This is a genomic window from Microbacterium sp. CSI-V (assembly GCF_001984105.1).
In the GTDB taxonomy this organism is placed as follows: domain Bacteria; phylum Actinomycetota; class Actinomycetes; order Actinomycetales; family Microbacteriaceae; genus Microbacterium.
The window spans coordinates 557,557-578,872 of record NZ_MTQM01000009.1 but is presented as its reverse complement, the minus strand read 5'-3'; the positions used below and the strand labels follow the sequence as shown (position 1 = coordinate 578,872).

The following is a 21,316-nucleotide window of genomic DNA, read 5'->3' as shown; positions in this document are numbered from 1 at the left end:
CTCAGTCCAGCAGGTGTCGCAGATACCGCCCCGGTGAGTCGAGGAACCCGCGGTGCAGGCGCACGACCTCCAGGTCGTCCCACGTCGTCTCGCGGATGCCCCATTCGCCGAGCTCGAGGATCGTCGCGCCGGGGAGCGCCGCGAGCACGGGGGAGTGCGTCGCGCAGATCACCTGCGTGCCCCGCGAACGCATGCGATCGAGGGAGGCCAGCCACCGCAGGGTGGACGAGAACGACAGCGCCGCTTCGGGCTCGTCGAGGCACGCCAGCCCGGCGACGTACCGGGGATGGTCGAGCGCCTCATCGAGCAGGGCGTTGAACGACTCGCCGTGGCTCATCGGGTGCAGGCTCGGCGGAGCGTCGGGCAGGTCGTCGCGCCACGAGTAGTAGCCGTGCATCGTCTCGGCGCGCAGGAAGAAGCCGAACCGCGGTGCCCGGGGACTCCGTTCCAGCCGGAGCCACTCGCCGAGCGGGCTCTCGGTGCGGCGGGTCTGCCCTCCGCCGTTCGACGACCCGCCCTCGGCGGGCAGCCCGTAGGCCTCGGCGAGGCCCTCGATGAGCGTGGATTTGCCCGATCCGTTCTCCCCGACGAGGAAGGTGACGCCCGGGCCGAACTCCCACCCGTCCCGTCCGGCCACGTCCAGGAACTGCGCGACGGCGGGGATGTTCGCCGGCCACGCGGCCCGATCGATGGCGGCGTCGGCGAAGAGCTTCGCCCGCTGCACGGGGCGCGGGTCGTGCAGCCACTCGTCGCCGCGGGCCACGGTCAGATCCAGGTGGGCAGCCAGTTGTGCAGGCGCCAGAACTCGTACGGCACCGGCAGGCCCGTCCAGACCGGGTACCAGAACGCCGACAGCAGCACGCAGACGGCGAGGAACACCACCACCCACGCCTGCCCGCTCGCGCGCGTCATCGACCCCGGCCCGCGCGCGAGGTCACGGAGCGCGAAGGTGAGGGCGAGCACGAGGAACGGCACCATCGCGACCGTGTAGAACTGGAAGATCGTCCGCTCGGGGTACAGCAGCCAGGGCACGTAGGTCGCGGCCAGCCCCGTGAGCACGAGGGCGTAGCGTCCGTCGCGAACCAGGACGAATCGCACCAGCAGGTAGACCGACGCGGCGATGCCCGCCCACCACAGCAGCGGGTTGTCGATGCTCGAGATGGCCTCGGTGCAGCCGCTGGGGAGCTGGCATCCGTTCACCCCGAAATCGTCCTGGTGCCAGTACATCGAGGTGGGGCGGATCATCAACGGCCACTGCCACGCAGGACTCGCGTACGAGTGCGGCGTCGACAGGCCCACGTGGAACGCGTACATCGACTGGTGGTACGCCCACAGGTTCTGCAGCGGCAGCGGCACCCACGCCCAGAACCCCGTCGCGGGGCTCGCGTCGAGCGCGTGGCGGCTGTAGCCGCCGTCGGTGAAGAGCCAGCCGGCCCAGCTCGCGAGGTACACGACCACGGCGACGGGGACGATGAGGACGAACGACACCAGGCCCTGCCGCACCGCGTCCACCGGCCACTGCGCGACGCCCGCCCGACGGCGCGCAAGGGCGTCGGTGATCACGACGTAGATCCCGATCCCGGCGAGGACGTACAGCCCCGACCACTTCACCGCCGTGGCCGCTCCCGCAGCGATGCCGGCGGCGAGGAGCCACGGCCGGTTCCAGAACACCGGACCCCACGTCGACTCGCCCGGTGCGCGCGCGGCCCAGCGGGCGAGAGCCGCCCGGCGGTCCAGAGCAACGAACCACAGCGCCAGCACGATGAAGAACGTCAGGAAGACGTCCAGCAGCGCGACACGGCTGAGCACGATTCCCAGGCCGTCGATCGCCATCAGACCGGATGCCACCGAGGCGAAGACGAGCGACCCTGTCAGCGTCTTCGCGAACAGGTACACCAGGAGCACCGTGGCCGTGCCGAACGCGACCGCGGCGATCCGCCACGCGGTCGAGGAGTCGGAGCCGAACAGCGCCATCCCCGCGCCGATGAAGAAGCGTCCGAGCGGCGGGTGCACGACGTAGCTGCCCACGCCCGTGAAGAAGGTGGTGTCACCCGCGACGAAGCGCTCGTCGGCGCCCCCGGCCCACTCCGACGGGAAGCCGAGGAGCCACTGGCTCCACGAGTCCTTGACGTAATACGTCTCGTCGAAGATCAGTTGGTGCGGGTCGCCGACGTTCACCACGCGCAGGACGAACGCGAACACGGTGATCAGCGTCGGGGCGAGCCACCGCCACAGCCGGCCGCGCCGGGGATCCGCCAGGAGGGTGTCGCGCCAGCGGTCGAGGCGCGTCCGTTCGTCCGAGGGGATCAGCGAGGGGACGGCGGTCACGGCCCCCAGCATAAGGTGGGGCGGTGATCATCCTCGCGGCGACCCCCATCGGCAACCTGGGCGACGCGTCGCGGCGGCTGGTGGAAGCGCTCGAGAACGCCACGGTCGTCGCGGCCGAGGACACCCGCACCACCCAGCGCCTGCTCGCCGGTCTCGGCGTCGCCAACCGCCCGCGGCTGCTCGCGCTCCACGACCACAACGAGAAGGAGCGCGCCGCCGAGCTCGTCGAGCTCGCCCGCGAGGACGACCTGCTCGTGCTGAGCGACGCCGGCATGCCCACGGTCAGCGATCCCGGCTACGGGCTCGTCGCGGCCGCGGCCGCCGCGGGCGTCACGGTCACCGCGATCCCGGGCCCGAGCGCCGTCGTCACGGCCCTCGCCGTCGCCGGGCTGCCCACCGACCGCTTCGCGTTCGAGGGCTTCCCGCGCCGCAAGCCCGGCGAACGGCGTCGCGCCTTCGCCGACCTCGCCGCCGAGACGCGGACCCTGGTGTTCTTCGAGTCGCCGTCGCGACTGGCATCCACTCTCGACGACCTCGCGGCGGAGTTCGGGGCCGACCGTCCCGCCGCGGTGTGCCGAGAGCTGACGAAGCTGCACGAGGAGGTGCGTCGCGGCACCCTCGCCGAACTCGCCGCCTGGGCGGCCGAGGGCGTGCGCGGAGAGATCGCGATCGTCGTGGGCGGCGCGTCGGCGCGCGACGTGGCGTTCCCGGATGCCGTGACCCAGGTGCTCGAACTGGTGCGCGACGGCGCGCGGCTCAAGGAGGCGGCCGGCGAAGTGGCATCCCTCACGGGGCACTCCTCGCGCGAGCTGTACCAGGCGGCGCTCGCCGTGAAGCGCTGACGCCGACACACGACCGGACGGGTCGGCCGTCCCCCGTAGAATCCTGGGGTGACTTCCGGCCGTTCGTTCTACATCACCACGCCGATCTACTACCCCAGCGACGTGCCCCACATCGGGCACGGCTACACGACGGTGGCGGTGGACGCGCTCGCGCGGTGGCACCGGCAGTCCGGTGACGACACGTGGATGCTCACCGGCACCGACGAGCACGGTCAGAAGATGATGCGTGCCGCCGCCGCGAACAACCACACGCCCCAGGAGTGGGTCGACAAGCTCGTCAGCGAGTCGTGGTTCCCGCTGCTGAAGACCCTCGACGTCGCCAACGACGACTTCATCCGCACGAGCCAGCCGCGCCACGAGGAGCGCGTCGAGAAGTTCGTGCAGGCGCTCTACGACCGCGGCTACATCTACGCGGGCGAGTTCGAGGCGCTGTACTGCGTCGGCTGCGAGGAGTTCAAGACCGAGGCCGAGATCGTCGACGGCGAGGGCCCGTTCGAGGGTCTGAAGGTCTGCGCGATCCACTCCAAGCCTCTCGAGCTGCTGCAGGAGAAGAACTACTTCTTCAAGCTCAGCGAGTTCCAGGAGCCGCTGCTCGAGCTCTACCGCTCGGTGCCCGACTTCGTGCGGCCCGACTCGGCGCGCAACGAGGTCGTCTCGTTCGTGAAGAACGGCCTGAAAGACCTGTCGATCTCGCGCTCGACGTTCGACTGGGGCATCCAGGTGCCGTGGGACGACTCGCACGTCATCTACGTCTGGGTCGACGCGCTGCTGAACTACGCCACGGCCGTCGGCTACGGCAGCGACCCCGAGGAGTTCGCGCGCCGCTGGCCCGCGTACCACGTCGTGGGGAAAGACATCCTGCGCTTCCACGCCGTGATCTGGCCCGCGATGCTGATGGCGGCGGGGCTCGAGGTGCCCCGGGGCGTCTTCGCGCACGGCTGGCTGCTGGTGGGCGGCGAGAAGATGTCGAAGTCCAAGCTCACCGGTATCGCGCCGACCGAGATCACCGATGTCTTCGGCTCCGACGCGTACCGCTTCTACTTCCTCTCCGCGATCGCGTTCGGTCAGGACGGGTCGTTCTCGTGGGAAGACCTGTCGGCCCGCTACCAGGCCGAACTGGCCAACGGCTTCGGCAACCTGGCATCCCGGTCGATCGCGATGATCGAGCGCTACTTCGAGGGGATCGTGCCGCCGGCGGGGGAGTACACCGACGCCGACCTCGCGATCCAGAAGACGGTGGCGGATGCCGTGAGCGCCGCGGACGCGGCGATCGAACGGTTCCGCATCGACGAGGCGATCGACGCGATCTGGACTATCGTCGACGCGCTGAACCTGTACATCACCGAGAACGAGCCGTGGGCGCTGGCGAAGGACGACGCGCAGCGCGAGCGCCTGGGCACGGTGCTGTACACCGCGGCCGAGGGCCTGCGCGCCCTGGCGGTGCTGCTGTCGCCGGTCATGCCGGTCTCGACCGAGAAGCTCTGGATCGCGCTGGGCGCCGCCGAGAGCATCGGACGCCTGCCGGACCAGCCCCTCCGCGAGGCCGGAGCCTGGGGCGTGCTGCGGCCGGGCACGTCGGTGAACGGACTGTCGCCGCTGTTCCCGCGCGTCGAGCAGGCATGAGCACGCCGGTCGAGCGTCCCCGCGGCACGATCGAGGGCGGCGACCCGAGCCAGTACGTGCGCGAGCGTTCGGTCGACGGCCGCCGCGACGTGAGCTACCCGCCCGCGCCCGAACCTCTGGGCGTGCCGGTGTACGACAACCACACGCACCTCGAGATCGAGGACGGCGAGACCGGCCTCTCGCTCGACGAGCAGCTCGAGCGGGCGCTGGCGGTCGGCGTGCACGGGGTCGTCCAGGCCGGCGGCGACGTCGACTCGTCGCGCTGGTCGGCGTGGGCCGCGGCGACCCATCCGCGCGTCCTCGCCGCGGTCGCGATCCATCCGAACGAGGCTCCCGCGTACGCGGCCGCGGGCGAGCTGGATGCCGCGATCGCGGTGATCGACGAACTCGCGGCCGAGCCGCGCGTGCGGGCGATCGGCGAGACGGGTCTGGACTTCTTCCGGACCGAGGCCGACGGCATCCCGGCTCAGGTCAGCTCGTTCGAGGCGCACATCGCCCTCGCGAAGAAGCACGGCATCGCGATGCAGATCCACGACCGCGACGCGCACGACGCCGTCCTCGAGACGCTCGAGCGCGTCGGCGCCCCCGAGAAGACGGTGTTCCACTGCTTCTCGGGCGACGCCGACATGGCCCGCGTCGCCGCCGACCGCGGGTACTACCTGTCGTTCGCGGGCAACGTCACGTTCAAGAACGCCCAGAACCTGCGCGACGCCCTCGCCGTGACCCCGCGCGAGCGGATCCTCGTCGAGACCGACGCGCCGTTCCTGACGCCCGCGCCGTACCGCGGTCGCCCGAACGCGCCGTATCTGATCCCGGTCACGCTCCGCTTCCTGGCATCCGAACTCGGCGCCGACGCTGACGAGCTCGCCGCCCAAGTGGCCGCGAACACGCTCGAGGTCTACGGGGAGTTCTGACCCGCGTCGAACACGACGAAGGCCGGCACCCCTCGGGGCGCCGGCCTCCGTTCGTCGTCAGGCCTTGCTCTTGTCCTTCCGCACGAACAGGGTCTCGGTCTGCTCGAGCTCCATGCCTTTGGTCTCCGGGATGCGCAGCGCGACGTACACGAGCGACAGGGCGGCGAACAGCGCGTACATGCCGTACGTGAGCGGCAGCGACCAGCTCGCCATCGCGGGGAACGACACCGTGATCGCGAAGTTCGCGATCCACTGCGCGCCGGCCGCGACGCCGAGGGCCTTGCCGCGGATGCGACTCGGGAAGATCTCGCCGAGCAGCACCCACACCAGCGGACCCCACGAGGCGCCGAAGCCGATCACGAACAGGTTCGCCGCGACCAGGGCGATCCCGCCCCACGGAGCGGGGAGCGACACGTCGTCGCCGCTGCCCTGGGCGAACGTGAAGGCCAACGCCATGGCGGCCAGCGACACCGTCATGAGGACCGAACCGGTCAGCAGGATCGGCTTCCGGCCGACGCGGTCGACGAGGAAGATCGCGACGAAGGTCACGACCACGTTGGTCACCGACGTGATGACGGAGATCAGCAGCGAGTTGCTCTCGTCGAATCCGACCGCCTTCCACAGCGTCGTGGAGTAGTAGAAGATCACGTTGATTCCGACGAACTGCTGGAACATCGACAGCAGGATGCCGGTCCAGACGATGCCCTGGAGTCCGAGCACGGGGCCCCGCAGGGAGACGTTCTTGTTCTTGCGGTCGGTCTCGATGGCGCTCGTGAGCTCGTTCATCGTCTTGTCGAGGTCGGCCGGCGGGACCAGGCGGGCGAAGATCGCGCGCGCCTCGTCCTTGCGCCCCTTCGCGAGCAGGTACCGCGGGGACTCGGGCACGGTGAACGACAGGATGCCGTAGACGGCGGCGGGCACGACGCCCACCAGGAACATCCAGCGCCAGGCCTCCATGCCCAGCCACAGCTCGTTCGCGGCGCCGCCCGCGGAGGTGGCGAGGAGGGCGTCGGAGAGCAGAGCGCCGAAGATGCCGAGCGTGATCGCGAGCTGCTGCAGCGAGGCGAGGGATCCGCGGATCTGGCGCGGGGCCACCTCCGCGATGTACGCGGGGGCGACGACCGAGGCGATACCGATTCCGAGGCCGCTCATCACGCGCCACAGGATGAGGTCGGGGACGCTGAACGTGAGCGCCGCGCCGATCGACGAGACGAAGAACAGCACCGCGCCGAGCAGCATCACCTTCAGGCGGCCCCAGCGGTCGGACAGCGCCCCGGCGACGACGGCACCCACCGCGCAGCCGAGCAGGGCGACGGCGACGACGAAGCCGGTCAGCACCTGACTGAGCTCGAAGTTGCCCTGGACGGCATCCACCGCTCCGTTGATGACGGAGGAGTCGAAGCCGAAGAGGAAGCCGCCGACGGCGGCGGCGAGGGAAAGGCCGACCGCTCGTCGCCCGTACGGACCGCGGAGGGTGAAAGCATTGGCGGGGATCGACTGCGTCTGGCTCACCCACCCACGTTACTGCCGCTCGGGCGCCGAGGCGGTGACTGGCGGCCGCCCTGGTTACAGTGGAACAATGCCCGTTTCGCTCCTCGGCGCCTCCGAGATCCGCCGGCTCGCCGCCGACCTCGACGTCACGCCGACGAAGAAGCTGGGCCAGAACTTCGTCGTCGACGCCAACACCGTCCGCAAGATCGTGCAGGCGGCGAAGGTCGAGGCATCCGATCGTGTGGTCGAGATCGGGCCGGGCCTCGGATCGCTGACGTTGGCGATCCTCGAGACGGGGGCGTCGGTCGTCGCGGTGGAGATCGACCACCGCCTTGCCGCGCGGCTGCCCGAGACGACCGCCGCCCACGGCGTCCCCGTCGACCGCCTGACCGTGATCGACGCCGACGCCCTGCAGGTGCGCGACCTGCCCGGTGAGCCCGAGGTGCTGGTGGCCAACCTGCCCTACAACGTCTCCGTGCCGGTGCTGCTCCACTTCCTCGAGACCTTCCCGTTCCTGCAGCGCGGGGTCGTGATGGTGCAGGCCGAGGTGGGGGAGCGGCTCGCCGCCCCGCCCGGGTCGAAGGTGTACGGCGCTCCAAGCGTCAAGGCCGCCTGGTACGGTCCGTGGCGCCTGGCCGGAACGGTCTCCCGCCAGGTCTTCTGGCCGGTTCCAAACGTCGACAGCGTGCTGGTCGGATTCGAACGGGATGCCGAGTCCCGCGGCGACGAGGAGCTGCGGCGCCGCACCTTCGCGATCGTGGATGCCGCGTTCCAGCAGCGCCGCAAGATGCTGCGGCAGGCGCTGTCGAGCGTGCTCGGCGGGTCGGCCGCCGCGGCGTCGGAGGCTCTGGAGGCGGCGGGGATCGACCCCACGCTGCGCGGCGAGCAGCTGTCGATCGACGACTTCGTGCGGATCGCCCGCGGCTGATCGTCCCTGCTCCGCGATGTCGTCGCGTGAGTCGCCAAGATTTGTCGCTTCTCCGCGGGCGGAGGCGACAAATCTTGGCGACTCACGCGGATCGCGACGGCGTAACTTCTTGCCGTGTTCATCACATGTTCCTGAAACATGCCGGTAACATTTCAGCCCAACCGGGAGCATCACGCCGGTCAGAGGTCGCACCCGACGACCCGAAGGGAACGAGATGCGCTACGCCGAATATCCGCGTGCTGAACGTGTGCTGTTGCACCTGAGCGACACCCACCTGCGCGCCGGCGGTGCCCCGCTGTACGACCGCGTCGACTCCGAGGCGCACCTCGCCCAGGCGATCGCCGCGATCGAGGCATCCGGCATCCGTCCCGACGGTCTCGTCTTCACCGGCGACCTCGCCGACTTCGGTGAGGGTGACGCCTACGCCCGGGTGCGGGCGATCGTCGAACCGGCCGCCGCCCGGATCGGCGCACCGGTCATCTGGGTGATGGGCAACCACGACGACCGCGCGACGTTCCGCTCCCATCTGCTCCCGGGCGATTCCGCCGATCCGCAGGCGCCGGTCGACCGCGTCGACGAGCTCAACGGCCTCCGCATCATCACGCTCGACACCTCGGTGCCCGGGCAGCACCACGGCGAGGTCACCGCGGCGCAGCGCGCGTGGCTCGCCGACGTGCTGTCGGTCCCCGCACCGCTGGGCACGATCCTCGCCATGCACCACCCGCCGGTGCCGAGCGTCCTCGACCTCGCCGCGACCGTCGAGCTGCGCGATCAGCGCTCGTTGGCCGACGTGCTGCGGGGAAGCGACGTCCGGACCATCCTCGCCGGCCACCTGCACTACTCGACGTTCGCCACCTTCGCCGGCATCCCCGTGTCGGTGGCCTCGGCCACCTGCTACACGCAGGACCTGATGGTGCCGGTCGGCGGCACGCGCCCGCAGGACGGCGCGCAGGGATTCAACCTCGTCCACGTGTACGACGAGACGATCGTGCACTCGGTCGTGCCGGTCGGCACAGCCGAGGTCCTGCAGTACGTCGACGCCGCCGAGTCGCAGGAACGCCTGCGGTCGGCCGGGATCGCCGTTCCGACCGCGGGCGAACTCAGCGGCCGGGTGTCGCCGCCGACGACGCCGCTGCCGATCCTGCGCTGACCGCCTCGGACTTCTCCCACGGCGCCGTCACGGGGAAGTAGCGCTCGAGGCACGCGCGGAGCGCGGGCACCCGGACCTCCTCGGGGATCTCGGGCACGCTGCCGTCGTTGAGGCAGAACATGTCGGTGTCGCGTCCGGTGACGAGGCGTTCCATCCGGCGGAGCGAGTCCAGCTGCGTCGTCTGGACGTACCGGGTACGCGGTTCGGTCGTGATGACGGCCCGGCCGGTGGCCAGCGCGTAGTAGTGGTAGAGGCTGTTGGTGACGGAGATGTCGGTCGCCGAGCGGAAGCGGCTCGCCGCCGTGCGGGCGTAGTCGTCCGCGAACTCGCGTTCGAGCTCGTACGCCACGGAGCGCCGCAGCGGCGTCGCGCAGTGCTCGAGGTCGAGGGTGATGACGCGCCCGAACCGCTCCTCGAGCAGCGCGCGGTTCACGCGCAGCCCGTTGTCGTGCCCGGAACGGCCGACGTGCGGGGCGCCGCTGCCGATGCGGATGCCGCTCTCGACGAAGCGGCTGATCCCCGCCCCGCTGAAGAACAGCTCGGGGGTGACCGGGCGGCCGAAGAACATGTCGTCGTTGCTGTACAGGAAGTGCTCGGCGAGACCGGGGATGCGGTGCAGCTGCGCCTCGACGGCGTGCGAGTTGTGCGTAGGCAGCACCGAGGGATCGGCGAAGAACTCCTCGCTGCGCACGATGGTGACCTTGGGGTGATCGGCGAGCCACTCGGGCGTCGGCGAGTCGGTCGCGATGAAGATGCGACGCACCCACGGCGCGTACATGTGGACGCTGCGCAGGGCGTAGCGCAGCTCGTCGACCTGGCGGTAGCGCGCGGCGTTGTCGTCGCCGTCGCCGACGACGTATCCCTTCATGCGGGCCGCGCGCTGGCGCTGGAACTCGCTGGAGGAGCCGTCCACCCAGGAGAAGACCATGTCGACGTCTTCGGTGAACTCGTTGGGGTGCGGATCGAACATGCCGGCGACGGTGCGCCAGCGGCGCCCGTAGCGCTCGACCTCGACGACGTCCAGGTCGGCGGTCGCGAACTTCCGGCGCGTCAGCGCGCTCGGGCGCGGCGCCTCGATGGTCTCGGCACCGAACCGCCACAGTTCCAGACGCGGCGCGAGCGCGGCACCGTAGCGGTACGAGCCCTCGATCGAGGTGCGCGGGCGGAAGACCGCGTACGCCTCCACGGCGTTGCGGCTCGGGACCACGCTGTGCGCGGGCACCGGGTCTTCGCCGCGGGCCTTCAGGTAGACGGGGCCGAGGTCCGGATCGCGGAGTGCGGCCAGGGCGACCTCGGCGTGCGCGGTGTCGACCACGATCTTGGGGCGGCGATTGGCATCCCGGACCAGCATGACCGCGACGCCCGCCGCCTCGATCGCCGCAGCGACCGTGAGCAGGTCGTCGCGTTCGGCGTCGGCGGGGGTGCGGGTGTCGTCGACGACGTGCAGGATGCCGTCGACCATGCGGATGTCATCCCTCGACAGGAGGGCGCGCCACGGGTCGGTCTCGACAGAAAGGGGGACCATCGATCGCATACTGTGCCTCCTCGGGGGATGTGGGGACGGGTTCGTACACCGTAGGGAGCCGGCGTTACGTCCGCGTTTCGGCGACGGCGCCGAAGGGCGGTGAGGGGGGCGCTACTGTCGAAGAGTGAGTGAGATCGCCCGTTCCGGACCGGCCGCCGTCGACCCGTCGTCAGCGGGTCGGGGGATGTCGGTCCGACGTTCCAGTTTCGCACACGGTGGAGCGTGCGGACTCACGGCCATGCGGGGTCGGCGATGAGCGCTCACACCCCGGCTCCGGTGCGCGTGCGCGCGCCCGGGAAGATCAACGTCTTCCTCGAGGTCGGCGATGTCGCCGACGACGGGTACCACGAGGTCGCCACCGCCTATCAGGCGGTCTCGCTCTACGAGGAGATCACCGCCACCGCGTCCGACGACGTCACGATCGAGATCGCCGGCACGTCCGCGGTCGACGTCGAGGGCGTGCCCACCGACGAGCGCAACCTCGCGGTGCGCGCCGCTCGGCTGCTGGCCCGTGTCAGTGGGATCGAGGCGGGCGTCCACCTGTCGGTGCGCAAAGCGGTCCCGGTCGCCGGAGGCATGGGCGGCGGGTCCGCGGACGCCGCGGCGGCACTCGTCGCGTGCGACGCGCTGTGGGGCATCGGGATGCCGACCGCCGACCTCGCGCGTCTGGCGGCGCAGCTGGGCGCCGACGTGCCGTTCGCGCTGCTCGGCGGTACCGCCGTCGGAACTGGCCGGGGTGATGAACTGAGCCCCGCGCTGGCGTCCGGGCGCTTCGATTGGGTGCTCGTCCCCAACGATCACGGGCTGTCCACGCCGGTGGTCTACGGCGAACTCGACGCCCATCGCGAGCGGCACGCGGTCGACATCGGACCGGCGCCCCGCGTTCCGGCGGTCGATCCCGACGTGCTGCACGCGATCCGCCAGGGCGATGCCCGGATGCTCGCCGCCACCGTGCGCAACGACCTCCAGGCTCCGGCGCTGCACCTGCGGCCCGATCTGGCGCGCGTCCTGGAGCGGGGAGAGCGCTCCGGAGCTCTCGCGGGGCTGGTGTCGGGCTCGGGTCCGACCCTGGCGTTCCTGGCCGCGGATGAGACCGCGGCGATCGACCTGCAGGTCACCCTGAGCGCGGCCGGGTTCCACGCCCTCCACGTTCACGGGCCCGTTTCCGGCGCGCGCGTGGTCTGACCGCGCCGCACCATAGCCCAGGTCGTCACACGGGGCAATCTTGCGTTTCGTGTCGGTGGCCCTCAGTAGCCTCGGTCGAGGTGCTCCCGCACCGGCGGGTGCTGTGCCCGCGAGCGGCCACGAAAGGGGAACTCCCATGAAGGCAGAACTCGACGGCGTGGTCATCGCCGAAGCCGACCGTGACGATCTCGTCTCGATCGAGGGCAACTGGTACTTCCCGCCGAGCGCGGTCCGTGAGGGTGCGCTGTCGCAGAGCCCCACCCCCTACACCTGCCCGTGGAAGGGTGCGGCCCAGTACTGGAACGTCGCCCTCGACGGTGCCGAGCTCCGCGACGGCGCGTGGTCCTACCCCGACCTGCGTCCGGGTGCGGTCGACCGCGTCGGCACCGACTTCGCGGGATACGTCGCCTTCGACCGGAAGGTCGTGGTCTCCGACTGAGTCGGGCACGCGCATGATCGAGTTCTCGAGCGTTTCGAAGGTCTTCCCCGACGGCACCCGCGCCGTCGACGACTTCAGTCTCGTCATCCCGTCCCGCAAGACGACCGTCTTCGTCGGATCGTCGGGGTGCGGCAAGACGACGCTGCTCCGCATGATCAACCGGATGGTGGAGCCCTCTGCGGGCACGATCACGATCGACGGCGACGACATCGCGTCGCGGCCGCCGGTGCAGCTCCGGCGCAGCATCGGCTACGTCATGCAGAACTCCGGCCTCCTCCCGCACTTCACGGTGGCCGACAACATCGCCACGGTGCCCGTGCTCCAGGGCGAGAACCGCAAGAAGGCCCGCACGCGCGCCCTCGAGCTCATGGAGACCGTCGGGCTCGACACGGCGATGGCCGACCGCTACCCGAGTCAACTGTCCGGCGGTCAGCAGCAGCGCGTGGGCGTCGCCCGCGGCCTCGCCGCCGACCCGAACATCCTGCTCATGGACGAGCCGTTCGGCGCGGTCGACCCCATCGTGCGCGACGAACTCCAGCAGGAGCTCATCCGGCTGCAGAACGATATCGGCAAGACGATCGTGTTCGTGACGCACGACATCGACGAGGCCTTCCTGCTCGGCGACCAGGTGGTCCTGCTCGAGAAGGGCGCGCGCGTGGCCCAGGTGGGCGCGCCGAGCGAGATCATCGAGAACCCCGCGAGCGACTTCGTCGCGAGCTTCATCGGCGCGGTCAAGGGCAAGCGCGCCCTGAGACTGAAGACGACCGAGCGCGGCACGGTCGTCGTGGATGCCGAGGGACGCACGCAGGGTGCGCTCGTGGAGGAGCCGCGCGCGTGACCTGGGTCCTCAACAACCTCGGCCTGATCGGGGAGCTGACGGTGGCACACCTCCGCCAGAGCCTGATCGCGCTCGTGGTGGGGTTCGTCCTGAGCGTGCCGCTCGGGTGGGTCGCGTGGCGCTACCGGCTCGTGCGCAGCAGCGTCATCACCATCACCGGACTCCTGTACACGATCCCCTCGCTCGCCCTCCTGATCCTCATGCCCGTGATCACCGGGTGGTACTCGATCGTCAGTGAGACCAACCTCATCGTGGCGCTCGCGATCTACGCCGTCGCCATCCTGGTGCGCGCCGTCGCCGACGGCCTCGACTCGGTCGACGCCGGTGTCCGGCAGGCGTCCACCGCCCTGGGATACGGCTCGTTCCGCCGCTTCTGGGCGGTGGAATTCCCCCTCGCAGGTCCCGTGATCCTGGCGGGGCTCCGCGTCGCGTCGGCGAGCACGATCGCCCTGGCGACGGTCGGCATCCTCGTCGGCATCCAGAACATCGGGTACCTGTTCACCAACGGTCTGCAGAGACGGATCATCCCCGAGGTCTTCACGGGCGTGCTCGCGGTGGTCGTGATCGCCCTGGTGATCGACCTGCTCCTGATCATCGCGGGTCGCCTGCTCATGCCCTGGACCCGCGGCACCAAGACCGTCTCGCGCCAGGCGAACCGGACGTTGGTGAAGGCATGAACCTCATCAGCGAAGCGATCGCCTGGATCTTCTCCGGCAACCCCGGGACCGGTTTCGACTCCATCCCCGCCGCGATCGGCGTGCAGCTGCTCTACACGCTCGTCTCGATCGTCGTGGCCGGCGCCATCGCCATCCCGCTCGGGTGGTACATCGGTCACACGGGCCGGGGGCGCGAGACCGCGGTCGCGATCGCGGGCGCGGCGCGCGCGATCCCGTCCTTCGGGCTCCTCATCCTGCTGACCCTGCTTCTCGGCGTGCTGCACAAGCCCGAGGCTGCGGTGATCTCCTTCGTCGTCCTCGCCATCCCGTCGCTCCTCGCCGGGGCCTACACCGGCTTCGAGGCGATCGACCGCCGCGTGATCGACGCCGGACGCTCGATGGGCATGACCGAGGCGCAGATCCTCTGGCGGATCGAGGTGCCGCTCGGCCTGCCTCTCCTCGTCGGCGGCATCCGCGCCGCCACCCTCCAGGTCCTCGCGACGGTGACGATCGCGGCGTACATCGGTCTGGGCGGTCTCGGGCAGTACATCATCGCCGCGATCCCGCTCCGCCGGTTCGACATCCTGATCGGCGGCGCGATCCTCGTCGCGGTGCTCGCGCTCGTGATCGACGGTCTGTTCGCCCTCCTGCAGCACCTCGTCGTCCCGCGCGGCATCCGGGCAGCGGGCGCCGCCTCTCCGCGGACGCGATCGGCGCGCGAGCGTCGCGCCGAGGCGATCGCGGTCGGAGCCCCGGCCGCGCCGCCGAGCACCCCCTGACTCACCCGACTCCCCACCACCAGAAAGAGGAACCCATGTTCACAGCACGAACTCGCAAGGGTCTCGGCGTCTTCGCCGGACTCGCGGTCGCCTCGCTCGCCCTCGCCGGTTGCGGCGCCTCGAGCGATCCCCTGAGCAACAACGGCGGCGACGCCAGCGCCTCGTCCGCCGAGATCGTCGTCGGCTCGCAGGCCTACTTCTCCAACGAGATCATCGCCGAGATCTACGCGCAGGCTCTCGAGAACTCGGGTCTGACGGTCAAGCGTCAGTTCCAGATCGGTCAGCGCGACGCGTACATCCCGCTGCTCGAGGACGGCACCGTCACCGTGTTCCCGGAGTACAGCGGCAACCTGCTGCAGTTCTTCGACGACGCGACCACCGCCCGGACCGCCGACGAGGTCTACGCGGCCCTGCCGTCGGCGCTGCCCGAAGGCCTCGAGGTCCTGGACCAGTCGACGGCCACCGACCAGGACTCGTACACGGTCACGAAGGCGTTCGCGGATGCCAACGGCCTGACCTCGATCGCCGACCTGTCCAAGGTCACGACCGGCCTCACCCTCGGCGGCAACGCCGAGCTCGCCGAGCGCCCGTACGGCCCGCAGGGCCTGAAGTCGACCTACGGTGTCGACGTGCAGTTCTCGCCCACCGGTGAGACCACCGTCGACGACCTCGTCGCCGGCACGATCCAGGTCGCGAATGTCTACACCGCCGACCCGCGCATCCAGACCGACAACCTCGTCACCCTGGAAGACCCGAAGGGCCTGTTCCTGGCCTCGAACGTCGTCCCGGTCGTGAACTCGAAGGTCGCCTCGCAGGTGTCCGACATCCTGAACAAGGTCTCCGCCGCCCTCACCCCCGAGGGTCTCGTGGAACTGAACGTGAAGTCGACCGTCGACCAGCAGTCCTCGGCCGACATCGCGAAGGCCTGGCTCGCCGACAACAACCTCTGAGCCGACGCCACACCAGCGGGGCCGTCCGGGATTCCGGGCGGCCCCGCTGTCCGTTCCGGTGGTCGGGCGCTCGCGCACGCCCGTCCCCGTGAGACCGCACGTGCCTGACGACCCCCCCCCCCGCAGGCTGCGCGGGTTTCGTCAGCCGGATGTACTCTCGCGGTTCGCCCCCGCCCGGGCCGCGTAGCCTAAGACGGATATGGCACATCTGCTCGGGGGCGAAGCCCTGCACCTGGAATACCCGACCAAGGTCGTGTTCGACTCCGTCTCGCTCGGCGTGAACGAGGGAGACCGCATCGGCATCGTCGGCCGCAACGGCGACGGCAAGTCGAGCCTGCTCGGCATGCTCGCCGGCATCCGCGAGCCCGACGGCGGACGCGTGACCGTGCGCGGGGGAGTGACGGTCGGCGTCCTCGACCAGCAGGACACCCTCGACGACGACGACACGATCGGGCACGCAGTGGTCGGCGACCGCGCCGAGCACGAGTGGGCCGGCGATGCGCGGACGCGCGACGTCATCGCGGGACTCCTGGGCGACCTCCCGTGGGACGCGCGCCTCGGCGACCTCTCCGGTGGTCAGCGTCGTCGCGTGGCGTTGGCGAAGCTGCTGTCGGGCGACTGGGACGTGCTGTTCCTCGACGAGCCGACCAACCACCTCGACGTCGAGGCCATCACCTGGCTCGCCGGTCACCTCAAGAAGCGCTGGGCGCCGAGCGCCGGGGGCCTGCTCGTCGTGACCCACGACCGGTGGTTCCTCGACGAGATCTGCACCGCGACGTGGGAGGTGCACGACCGCATCGTCGAGCCCTTCGAGGGCGGGTACGCGGCGTACATCCTGCAGCGGGTCGAGCGCGATCGCCAGGCGGCATCCATCGAACAGCGTCGTCAGAACCTCGCTCGCAAGGAGCTGGCGTGGCTTCGCCGCGGGGCGCCGGCGCGCACCTCGAAGCCGAAGTTCCGCATCGACGCGGCGAACGAGCTCATCGCCGACGTACCCGAGATCCGCGACAAGGTCGCCCTGCAGTCGCTCGCGGTCGCGCGCCTGGGCAAGGACGTGGTCGATCTGCTGGACGCGGGGGTGTCCTACGGCGACAAGACGGTGCTGAAAGACATCGAGTGGCGCATCGCGCCCGGTGAGCGCACCGGCATCCTGGGCGTGAACGGGGCCGGCAAGTCCACCCTGCTGAGTCTGATCACCGGCACCCTCGAGCCCACCGCGGGCCGCGTGAAGCGCGGCAAGACCGTCAAGGTCGCGACCCTCACCCAGCGTCTCGACGAGCTCGAGCAGCACCTGAACGACCCCGTGCGGGTGGTGATCGCGGGGCTCCGCACGACGTACAGCTTCGGCGCGGGCTCCAAGGCGCAGGAGCTGACCCCCGGCCAGCTGCTCGAGCGTCTCGGTTTCTCCAGTGCGCAGCTCTCCACGCCGGTGAAGGACCTCTCCGGCGGGCAGAAGCGGCGCCTTCAGCTGCTGCTCATCCTGCTCGATCAGCCGAACGTCCTGATCCTCGACGAGCCCACGAACGACCTCGACACCGACATGCTCGCGGCGATGGAAGACCTGCTGGACTCGTGGTCGGGCACCCTCATCGTCGTCTCGCACGACCGCTACTTCCTCGAACGCGTCACCGATCAGCAGTACGCGATCCTCGATGCGCGCCTGCGCCACCTCCCGGGCGGGGTCGACGAATATCTGCGCCTGCGGGCGATCCAGGATGCCGAGCCGCAACGGTCCACGGCGACCGCGGCCGCGGCATCCGCGGGTCTCCAGGGGGCCGACCTCCGGGCCGCGCAGAAGGAGGTCTCGGCCGCCGAGCGCAAGATCGAGAAGCTGCAGCAGCAGATCGACCGGGCCAAGGCGGCCCTCGCGGACCACGACCAGGCCGACTACGTGGGGCTCGGCAGAGAGATGGAGCGCATCTCGCAGTGGGAGTCCGAGCGCGACGAACTGGAACTGCGCTGGTTCGAACTCACCGAGGCCATCGGCTGAAGCGCCGTCCCGGTCGCCTCGGCGTTCGCGGCGCGCGCCGCGTCAGTGGACCGCGACCTCCAGGATCACGATCACGATGCCGAGGAACGACGTCGCGAGCGCGCCCATTATGCGCCCGAACACGCGGTAGCCGCGGCGCCGGAACGCGTGGTACCCGAGGATCGCGAGGACCACGAACATCGCCGTGATGCAGTTGTCGACGGCGTCCGGGACGGTCTGACCCGTGGCGATGCCGAACGCCAGGGCGAGGATCGACGGCACCGAGGCGTAGAGCATCCCCGCCGCGTGGCGGAGAGCGTTGCGCGTCGACCCGCGGAAGCCGTGGTCACCGTGGTCGGTCAACGTGTGGGCGAACACGTGCGCGATGAAGAAGACGATCAGGGTCGAGGTCGAGTTCAGCAGCACCTCGGCCACGTCGTGCGCCTCGTCGTCGGCGAGGGTCACGAACGTCGTGAACACGATCAGTCCGTAGATCGCCGAGGGGGAGCGGAACCGCACGTCCAGCCACGCCTTCACCCGCTGCCACGGCGTCGGCGCGGACACGGTGGCGCTCACGCGTCGAACCCCAGACTGAGCTTGCGCAGGAGCGTCGCGAGCCGGTCGCGGTCTCCGCGGGAGAGCCCCTCGAGCAGCAGTGCCTCGGCGTCGACGAGGCGGGTGATCGCGGCATCCACGCGCACGCGGCCGTCGTCGGTGAGGGTCACCAGGATGCTCCGTCCGTCGCCGGGGTCGGCTTCGCGTCGGACGAACCGGCGGGCGACGAGCCGGTCGATGCGATTGGTCATCGTGCCGCTGGAGACGAGCGTCTGCTGCAGCAGCTGCTTGGGGCTGAGCTGGTAGGGCTCGCCCGCACGGCGGAGGGCCGAGAGCACGTCCCACTCCCACGACTCGATGTCGCTGCGCCGAAACGCCTCTTTGCGCGCGATGTCGAGGTGCCGCGAGAGGCGGGCGACGCGCGAGAGCACCTCGAGCGGCGAGAAGTCGAGGTCGGGTCGCTGCCGCACCCACGCCTCGACGATGCGATCGACTTCGTCGCTGTCCCGGCTCACCCGTTCATTATGTCGAGAACGCCCCGCCGTCGCCGTCTGGCAGACTTGACCGGTGCCCGCGGGCACGGTCCGCCGTGGTGTAACGGCAGCACGACAGCCTTTGGAGCTGTTAGGTCCAGGTTCGAATCCTGGCGGCGGAGCATGACCTCATCGACCGAGCTCGCCGTCGTCGTCCTCGCCGCGGGCCAAGGCACCCGCATGCGATCGCGCACCCCGAAGATCCTCCACGCCGTCGGTGGCCGTCCGCTCGTCGGTCACGTGCTCGACACCGCGGCATCCCTGGATCCCGCCCGCATCGTGGTGGTCGTCCGGCACGAACGCGACCGCGTCGCGGAGACCGTCGCCGAGCTGGCGCCGGGCGTGGTCATCGTCGACCAGGACGAGATCCCCGGCACCGGTCGTGCCGTCGAGGCCGCCCTCGGCGCGCTCGAGGACTTCGCCGGTGACGTGCTGGTCCTCAGCGGCGACGTCCCGCTGCTCCAGACGCACACGCTCGCCGACCTCGTCGAGACGCACCGCTCCGGAGGATCGGCGGTCACCCTCCTCACCGCTCACGTGGACGACCCGCAGGGGTACGGCCGGGTCATCCGCGACGACGCCCGCGGCGTGCGCCGGATCGTGGAGCAGAAGGATGCCACCGCCGACGAGGCCGCGGTCACCGAGATCAACGTCGGCGTCTACGTCTTCCGGGCGGCTCCGCTGCGCGACCAGCTCGCGCGGGTCGGGACGGCGAACGCCCAGGGCGAGAAGTACCTCACCGACGTGATCGCCCTGCTGCGCGATGCGGAACTGGGCGTCGCGGCATCCATCACTCCCGACGCGTCCGCCGCTCTCGGGGTGAACGACCGCATCCAGCTGTCGGAGGCGGGGCGCACGCTCAACGCCCGCACCGTGCGGCACTGGCAGCGCGAGGGCGTCACGGTCGTCGACCCCGCCACTACGTGGATCGACGTCACCGCGGTGCTCGCGCCGGATGTGACGCTTCTTCCGAACACGCACGTCCGCGGGGCCACGGTGATCGCCGCGGGCGCGACGATCGGGCCGGACACGAGCCTGGTGGACTGCGAGGTCGGCGAGGACGCCTCGATCACGCGGACCGACGCGACCCTCGCCGTCGTCGAAGCCGGCGCGACGGTCGGCCCGTTCGCGTACCTCCGACCCAACGCCCGCGTCGGCGTGAACGGCAAGGTCGGCACGTTCGTCGAGGTGAAGAACTCCTCCATCGGCGAGGGCAGCAAGGTGCCGCACCTGTCGTACATCGGCGACACCCAGATCGGCCGGAACGTCAATCTCGGCGCCGGAGCGATCACCGCCAACTACGACGACATCGCCAAGCACCGCACCGTCATCGGCGACGAGGTGCACAGCGGCTCGCACAACGTCTTCGTCGCGCCCGTTACGATTGGGGATGGCGCCAAGACCGGTGCCGGTGCAGTGATCCGCAAGGACGTCCCCGCCGGTGCCCTGGCACTCAGCGTTGCCCCCCAGCGGAACATCGAGGGGTGGGTCGAGAAGAATCGACCGGGCACCGGAGCGGCCGACGTGGCCGTGCGGGCCCGGGGTGAACAGGAAGCGCGCGATGGCTCGTAAGAAGAACCGTGTAGATCTCGACCGCGACAACGGCATCGCCCCCGGGCTCGTCGCCAAGACCAAGAAGCGGCTCGTCGTCGCCTCGGGTCGCTCGCACCCCGAGCTCGCGCACGAGGTCGCCCGTCACCTCGGCACCGAGCTCGCGCCGACCGAGCACCGGACCTTCGCCTCGGGCGAGATCTACACGCGCTTCGAGGTCTCGATCCGCGGCTGCGACGTGTTCGTCGTGCAGTCGTTCGGCCCGCCGGTCAACGAGTGGCTCATGGAGCTGCTGATCATGCTGGACGCCCTCAAGCGCGCCTCGGCGAAGCGCATCACGGTCGTGGCGCCGTACTACCCGTATTCGCGTCAGGACAAGAAGGGCCGCGGCCGCGAGCCGATCTCCGCCCGCCTCATCGCCGACCTGCTTAAGACCGCCGGCGCCGACCGCATCATGAGCGTCGATCTGCACGCCGCGCAGATCCAGGGCTTCTTCGACGGCCCCGTCGACCACCTCTTCGCCAAGCCCGTCCTCCTCGAGCACTTCGAACAGGGCCTCACCGGCGAGGACCGCGAGACCCTCACGGTCGTCTCACCCGACATGGGTCGGGTGCGCGTCGCCGACACGTGGTCCGACAGCCTGGGCGCCCCCCTTGCCATCATCCACAAGCGTCGTGACCCGAAGGTCGCGAACCAGGTCTCGGTGCACGAGATCGTCGGTGATGTGAAGGGCCGCACGTGCCTCCTCGTCGACGACATGATCGACACCGGCGGCACGATCCAGAAGGCCGCGCAGGCGCTCAAGGCGAGCGGTGCGCGCAAGGTCATCGTCGCCGCGACGCACGCGATCTTCAGCGACCCCGCGACCGAGCGTCTGCAGGACCCCGCGATCGACGAGGTCGTCGTGACCGACACCGTCCCGCTGCCCCCCGAGCGCCGGTTCGACCGCCTCACGGTCCTGCCGATCGCGCCGCTGCTCGCGCGCGCGATCCACGAGGTCTTCGAGGACGGTTCCGTCACCAGCATGTTCGGCGGCGACGCCTGACATTCATGGCGCACT

Annotated in this window: 20 protein-coding genes and 1 tRNA gene; 15 read left to right on the top strand and 6 right to left on the bottom strand. The window is 70.3% G+C overall.

Translation table 11 applies throughout. The features are described 5' to 3' along the window. Window position 1: 1 nt before the first annotated feature. Both CSIV_RS13540 and CSIV_RS13535 read right to left on the bottom strand, forming a co-directional pair. Window positions 2-763: an AAA family ATPase gene (locus CSIV_RS13540; protein WP_083735135.1), complete on the bottom strand. Its 762-nt coding sequence runs from the start codon at window positions 761-763 to the stop codon at window positions 2-4. A 2-nt stretch (window positions 764-765) separates the two neighbouring features. Next, window positions 766-2,328, bottom strand: a complete 1,563-nt coding sequence (locus tag CSIV_RS13535) for a dolichyl-phosphate-mannose--protein mannosyltransferase (protein ID WP_238592382.1) — start codon at window positions 2,326-2,328, stop codon at window positions 766-768. A 23-nt stretch (window positions 2,329-2,351) separates the two neighbouring features. On the opposite strand from CSIV_RS13535, the gene rsmI reads away from it, so the two are divergent. From rsmI to CSIV_RS13520, 3 genes are read left to right on the top strand one after another with little or no spacing between them, the layout of a single operon-like run. Further along, on the top strand, window positions 2,352-3,170 hold the full coding sequence (rsmI, locus tag CSIV_RS13530; protein WP_077051897.1) for a 16S rRNA (cytidine(1402)-2'-O)-methyltransferase: 819 nt from the start codon (window positions 2,352-2,354) through the stop codon (window positions 3,168-3,170). A 48-nt stretch (window positions 3,171-3,218) separates the two neighbouring features. Continuing rightward, entirely contained in the window at window positions 3,219-4,793 is a 1,575-nt protein-coding gene (gene metG, locus CSIV_RS13525; protein ID WP_077051896.1) for a methionine--tRNA ligase, read from the top strand. Continuing rightward, a complete protein-coding gene (locus tag CSIV_RS13520; RefSeq protein WP_077051895.1) occupies window positions 4,790-5,707 on the top strand; it encodes a TatD family hydrolase in 918 nt (305 codons plus the stop codon). Before metG ends, CSIV_RS13520 begins: the two co-directional genes overlap by 4 nt. A gap of 57 nt (window positions 5,708-5,764) precedes the next feature. Here CSIV_RS13520 and CSIV_RS13515 read toward each other — a convergent pair whose 3' ends face one another. Further along, window positions 5,765-7,219: a sugar porter family MFS transporter gene (locus CSIV_RS13515; RefSeq protein WP_077051894.1), complete on the bottom strand. Its 1,455-nt coding sequence runs from the start codon at window positions 7,217-7,219 to the stop codon at window positions 5,765-5,767. Between the two features lie 67 nt (window positions 7,220-7,286). Here CSIV_RS13515 and rsmA point away from each other — a divergent pair, with 67 nt between their 5' ends. Continuing rightward, window positions 7,287-8,126: a 16S rRNA (adenine(1518)-N(6)/adenine(1519)-N(6))-dimethyltransferase RsmA gene (gene rsmA, locus CSIV_RS13510; RefSeq protein ID WP_077051893.1), complete on the top strand. Its 840-nt coding sequence runs from the start codon at window positions 7,287-7,289 to the stop codon at window positions 8,124-8,126. A gap of 214 nt (window positions 8,127-8,340) precedes the next feature. Continuing rightward, window positions 8,341-9,276, top strand: a complete 936-nt coding sequence (locus tag CSIV_RS13505) for a phosphodiesterase (RefSeq protein WP_077051892.1) — start codon at window positions 8,341-8,343, stop codon at window positions 9,274-9,276. On the opposite strand, the gene CSIV_RS13500 is transcribed toward CSIV_RS13505, so the two are convergent. Further along, window positions 9,227-10,810, bottom strand: a complete 1,584-nt coding sequence (locus CSIV_RS13500) for a stealth family protein (RefSeq protein WP_077051891.1) — start codon at window positions 10,808-10,810, stop codon at window positions 9,227-9,229. The two genes, CSIV_RS13505 and CSIV_RS13500, sit on opposite strands and share 50 nt — an antisense overlap. A 243-nt stretch (window positions 10,811-11,053) precedes the next feature. Between CSIV_RS13500 and CSIV_RS13495 the strand changes: the two genes are divergently transcribed. The 7 genes from CSIV_RS13495 to CSIV_RS13465 all read left to right on the top strand — a co-directional run bounded on the left by CSIV_RS13495 (window position 11,054) and on the right by CSIV_RS13465 (window position 17,638). Next, a complete protein-coding gene (locus tag CSIV_RS13495) occupies window positions 11,054-11,986 on the top strand; it encodes a 4-(cytidine 5'-diphospho)-2-C-methyl-D-erythritol kinase (protein WP_077051890.1) in 933 nt (310 codons plus the stop codon). Between the two features lie 136 nt (window positions 11,987-12,122). Continuing rightward, on the top strand, window positions 12,123-12,425 hold the full coding sequence (locus CSIV_RS13490) for a DUF427 domain-containing protein (RefSeq protein WP_077051889.1): 303 nt from the start codon (window positions 12,123-12,125) through the stop codon (window positions 12,423-12,425). A gap of 13 nt (window positions 12,426-12,438) precedes the next feature. Beyond that, window positions 12,439-13,263 carry an ABC transporter ATP-binding protein gene (locus CSIV_RS13485; RefSeq protein ID WP_077051888.1) on the top strand — a complete coding sequence of 275 codons (825 nt, stop codon included), beginning with the start codon at window positions 12,439-12,441 and terminating at the stop codon, window positions 13,261-13,263. Beyond that, window positions 13,260-13,940 (top strand): ABC transporter permease, encoded by a 681-nt coding sequence (locus CSIV_RS13480; RefSeq protein ID WP_077051887.1) that lies wholly within the window; start codon window positions 13,260-13,262, stop codon window positions 13,938-13,940. Before CSIV_RS13485 ends, CSIV_RS13480 begins: the two co-directional genes overlap by 4 nt. Continuing rightward, window positions 13,937-14,698 (top strand): ABC transporter permease, encoded by a 762-nt coding sequence (locus tag CSIV_RS13475; RefSeq protein WP_077051886.1) that lies wholly within the window; start codon window positions 13,937-13,939, stop codon window positions 14,696-14,698. Before CSIV_RS13480 ends, CSIV_RS13475 begins: the two co-directional genes overlap by 4 nt. Window positions 14,699-14,733: 35 nt before the next feature. Further along, entirely contained in the window at window positions 14,734-15,648 is a 915-nt protein-coding gene (locus tag CSIV_RS13470) for an ABC transporter substrate-binding protein (RefSeq protein ID WP_077051885.1), read from the top strand. Between the two features lie 199 nt (window positions 15,649-15,847). Continuing rightward, on the top strand, window positions 15,848-17,638 hold the full coding sequence (locus tag CSIV_RS13465; protein WP_077051884.1) for an ABC-F family ATP-binding cassette domain-containing protein: 1,791 nt from the start codon (window positions 15,848-15,850) through the stop codon (window positions 17,636-17,638). A gap of 42 nt (window positions 17,639-17,680) precedes the next feature. Here CSIV_RS13465 and CSIV_RS13460 read toward each other — a convergent pair whose 3' ends face one another. Both CSIV_RS13460 and CSIV_RS13455 read right to left on the bottom strand, forming a co-directional pair. Next, complete coding sequence (locus CSIV_RS13460) at window positions 17,681-18,193, bottom strand: hypothetical protein (RefSeq protein ID WP_077051883.1); 513 nt, start codon at window positions 18,191-18,193, stop codon at window positions 17,681-17,683. Beyond that, window positions 18,190-18,687 carry a MarR family winged helix-turn-helix transcriptional regulator gene (locus CSIV_RS13455; RefSeq protein ID WP_077051882.1) on the bottom strand — a complete coding sequence of 166 codons (498 nt, stop codon included), beginning with the start codon at window positions 18,685-18,687 and terminating at the stop codon, window positions 18,190-18,192. Before CSIV_RS13455 ends, CSIV_RS13460 begins: the two co-directional genes overlap by 4 nt. A 68-nt stretch (window positions 18,688-18,755) precedes the next feature. Between CSIV_RS13455 and CSIV_RS13450 the strand changes: the two genes are divergently transcribed. The 3 genes from CSIV_RS13450 (at window position 18,756) to CSIV_RS13440 (ending at window position 21,301) form a co-directional block, all read left to right on the top strand. Next, window positions 18,756-18,827 (top strand) — tRNA-Gln (locus CSIV_RS13450). Window position 18,828: 1 nt separating this feature from the next. Continuing rightward, window positions 18,829-20,277, top strand: coding sequence for a bifunctional UDP-N-acetylglucosamine diphosphorylase/glucosamine-1-phosphate N-acetyltransferase GlmU (glmU, locus tag CSIV_RS13445; RefSeq protein ID WP_077051881.1), 1,449 nt, complete (start codon window positions 18,829-18,831; stop codon window positions 20,275-20,277). Next, entirely contained in the window at window positions 20,267-21,301 is a 1,035-nt protein-coding gene (locus CSIV_RS13440; protein ID WP_076493865.1) for a ribose-phosphate diphosphokinase, read from the top strand. Before glmU ends, CSIV_RS13440 begins: the two co-directional genes overlap by 11 nt. Window positions 21,302-21,316: the final 15 nt, after the last annotated feature.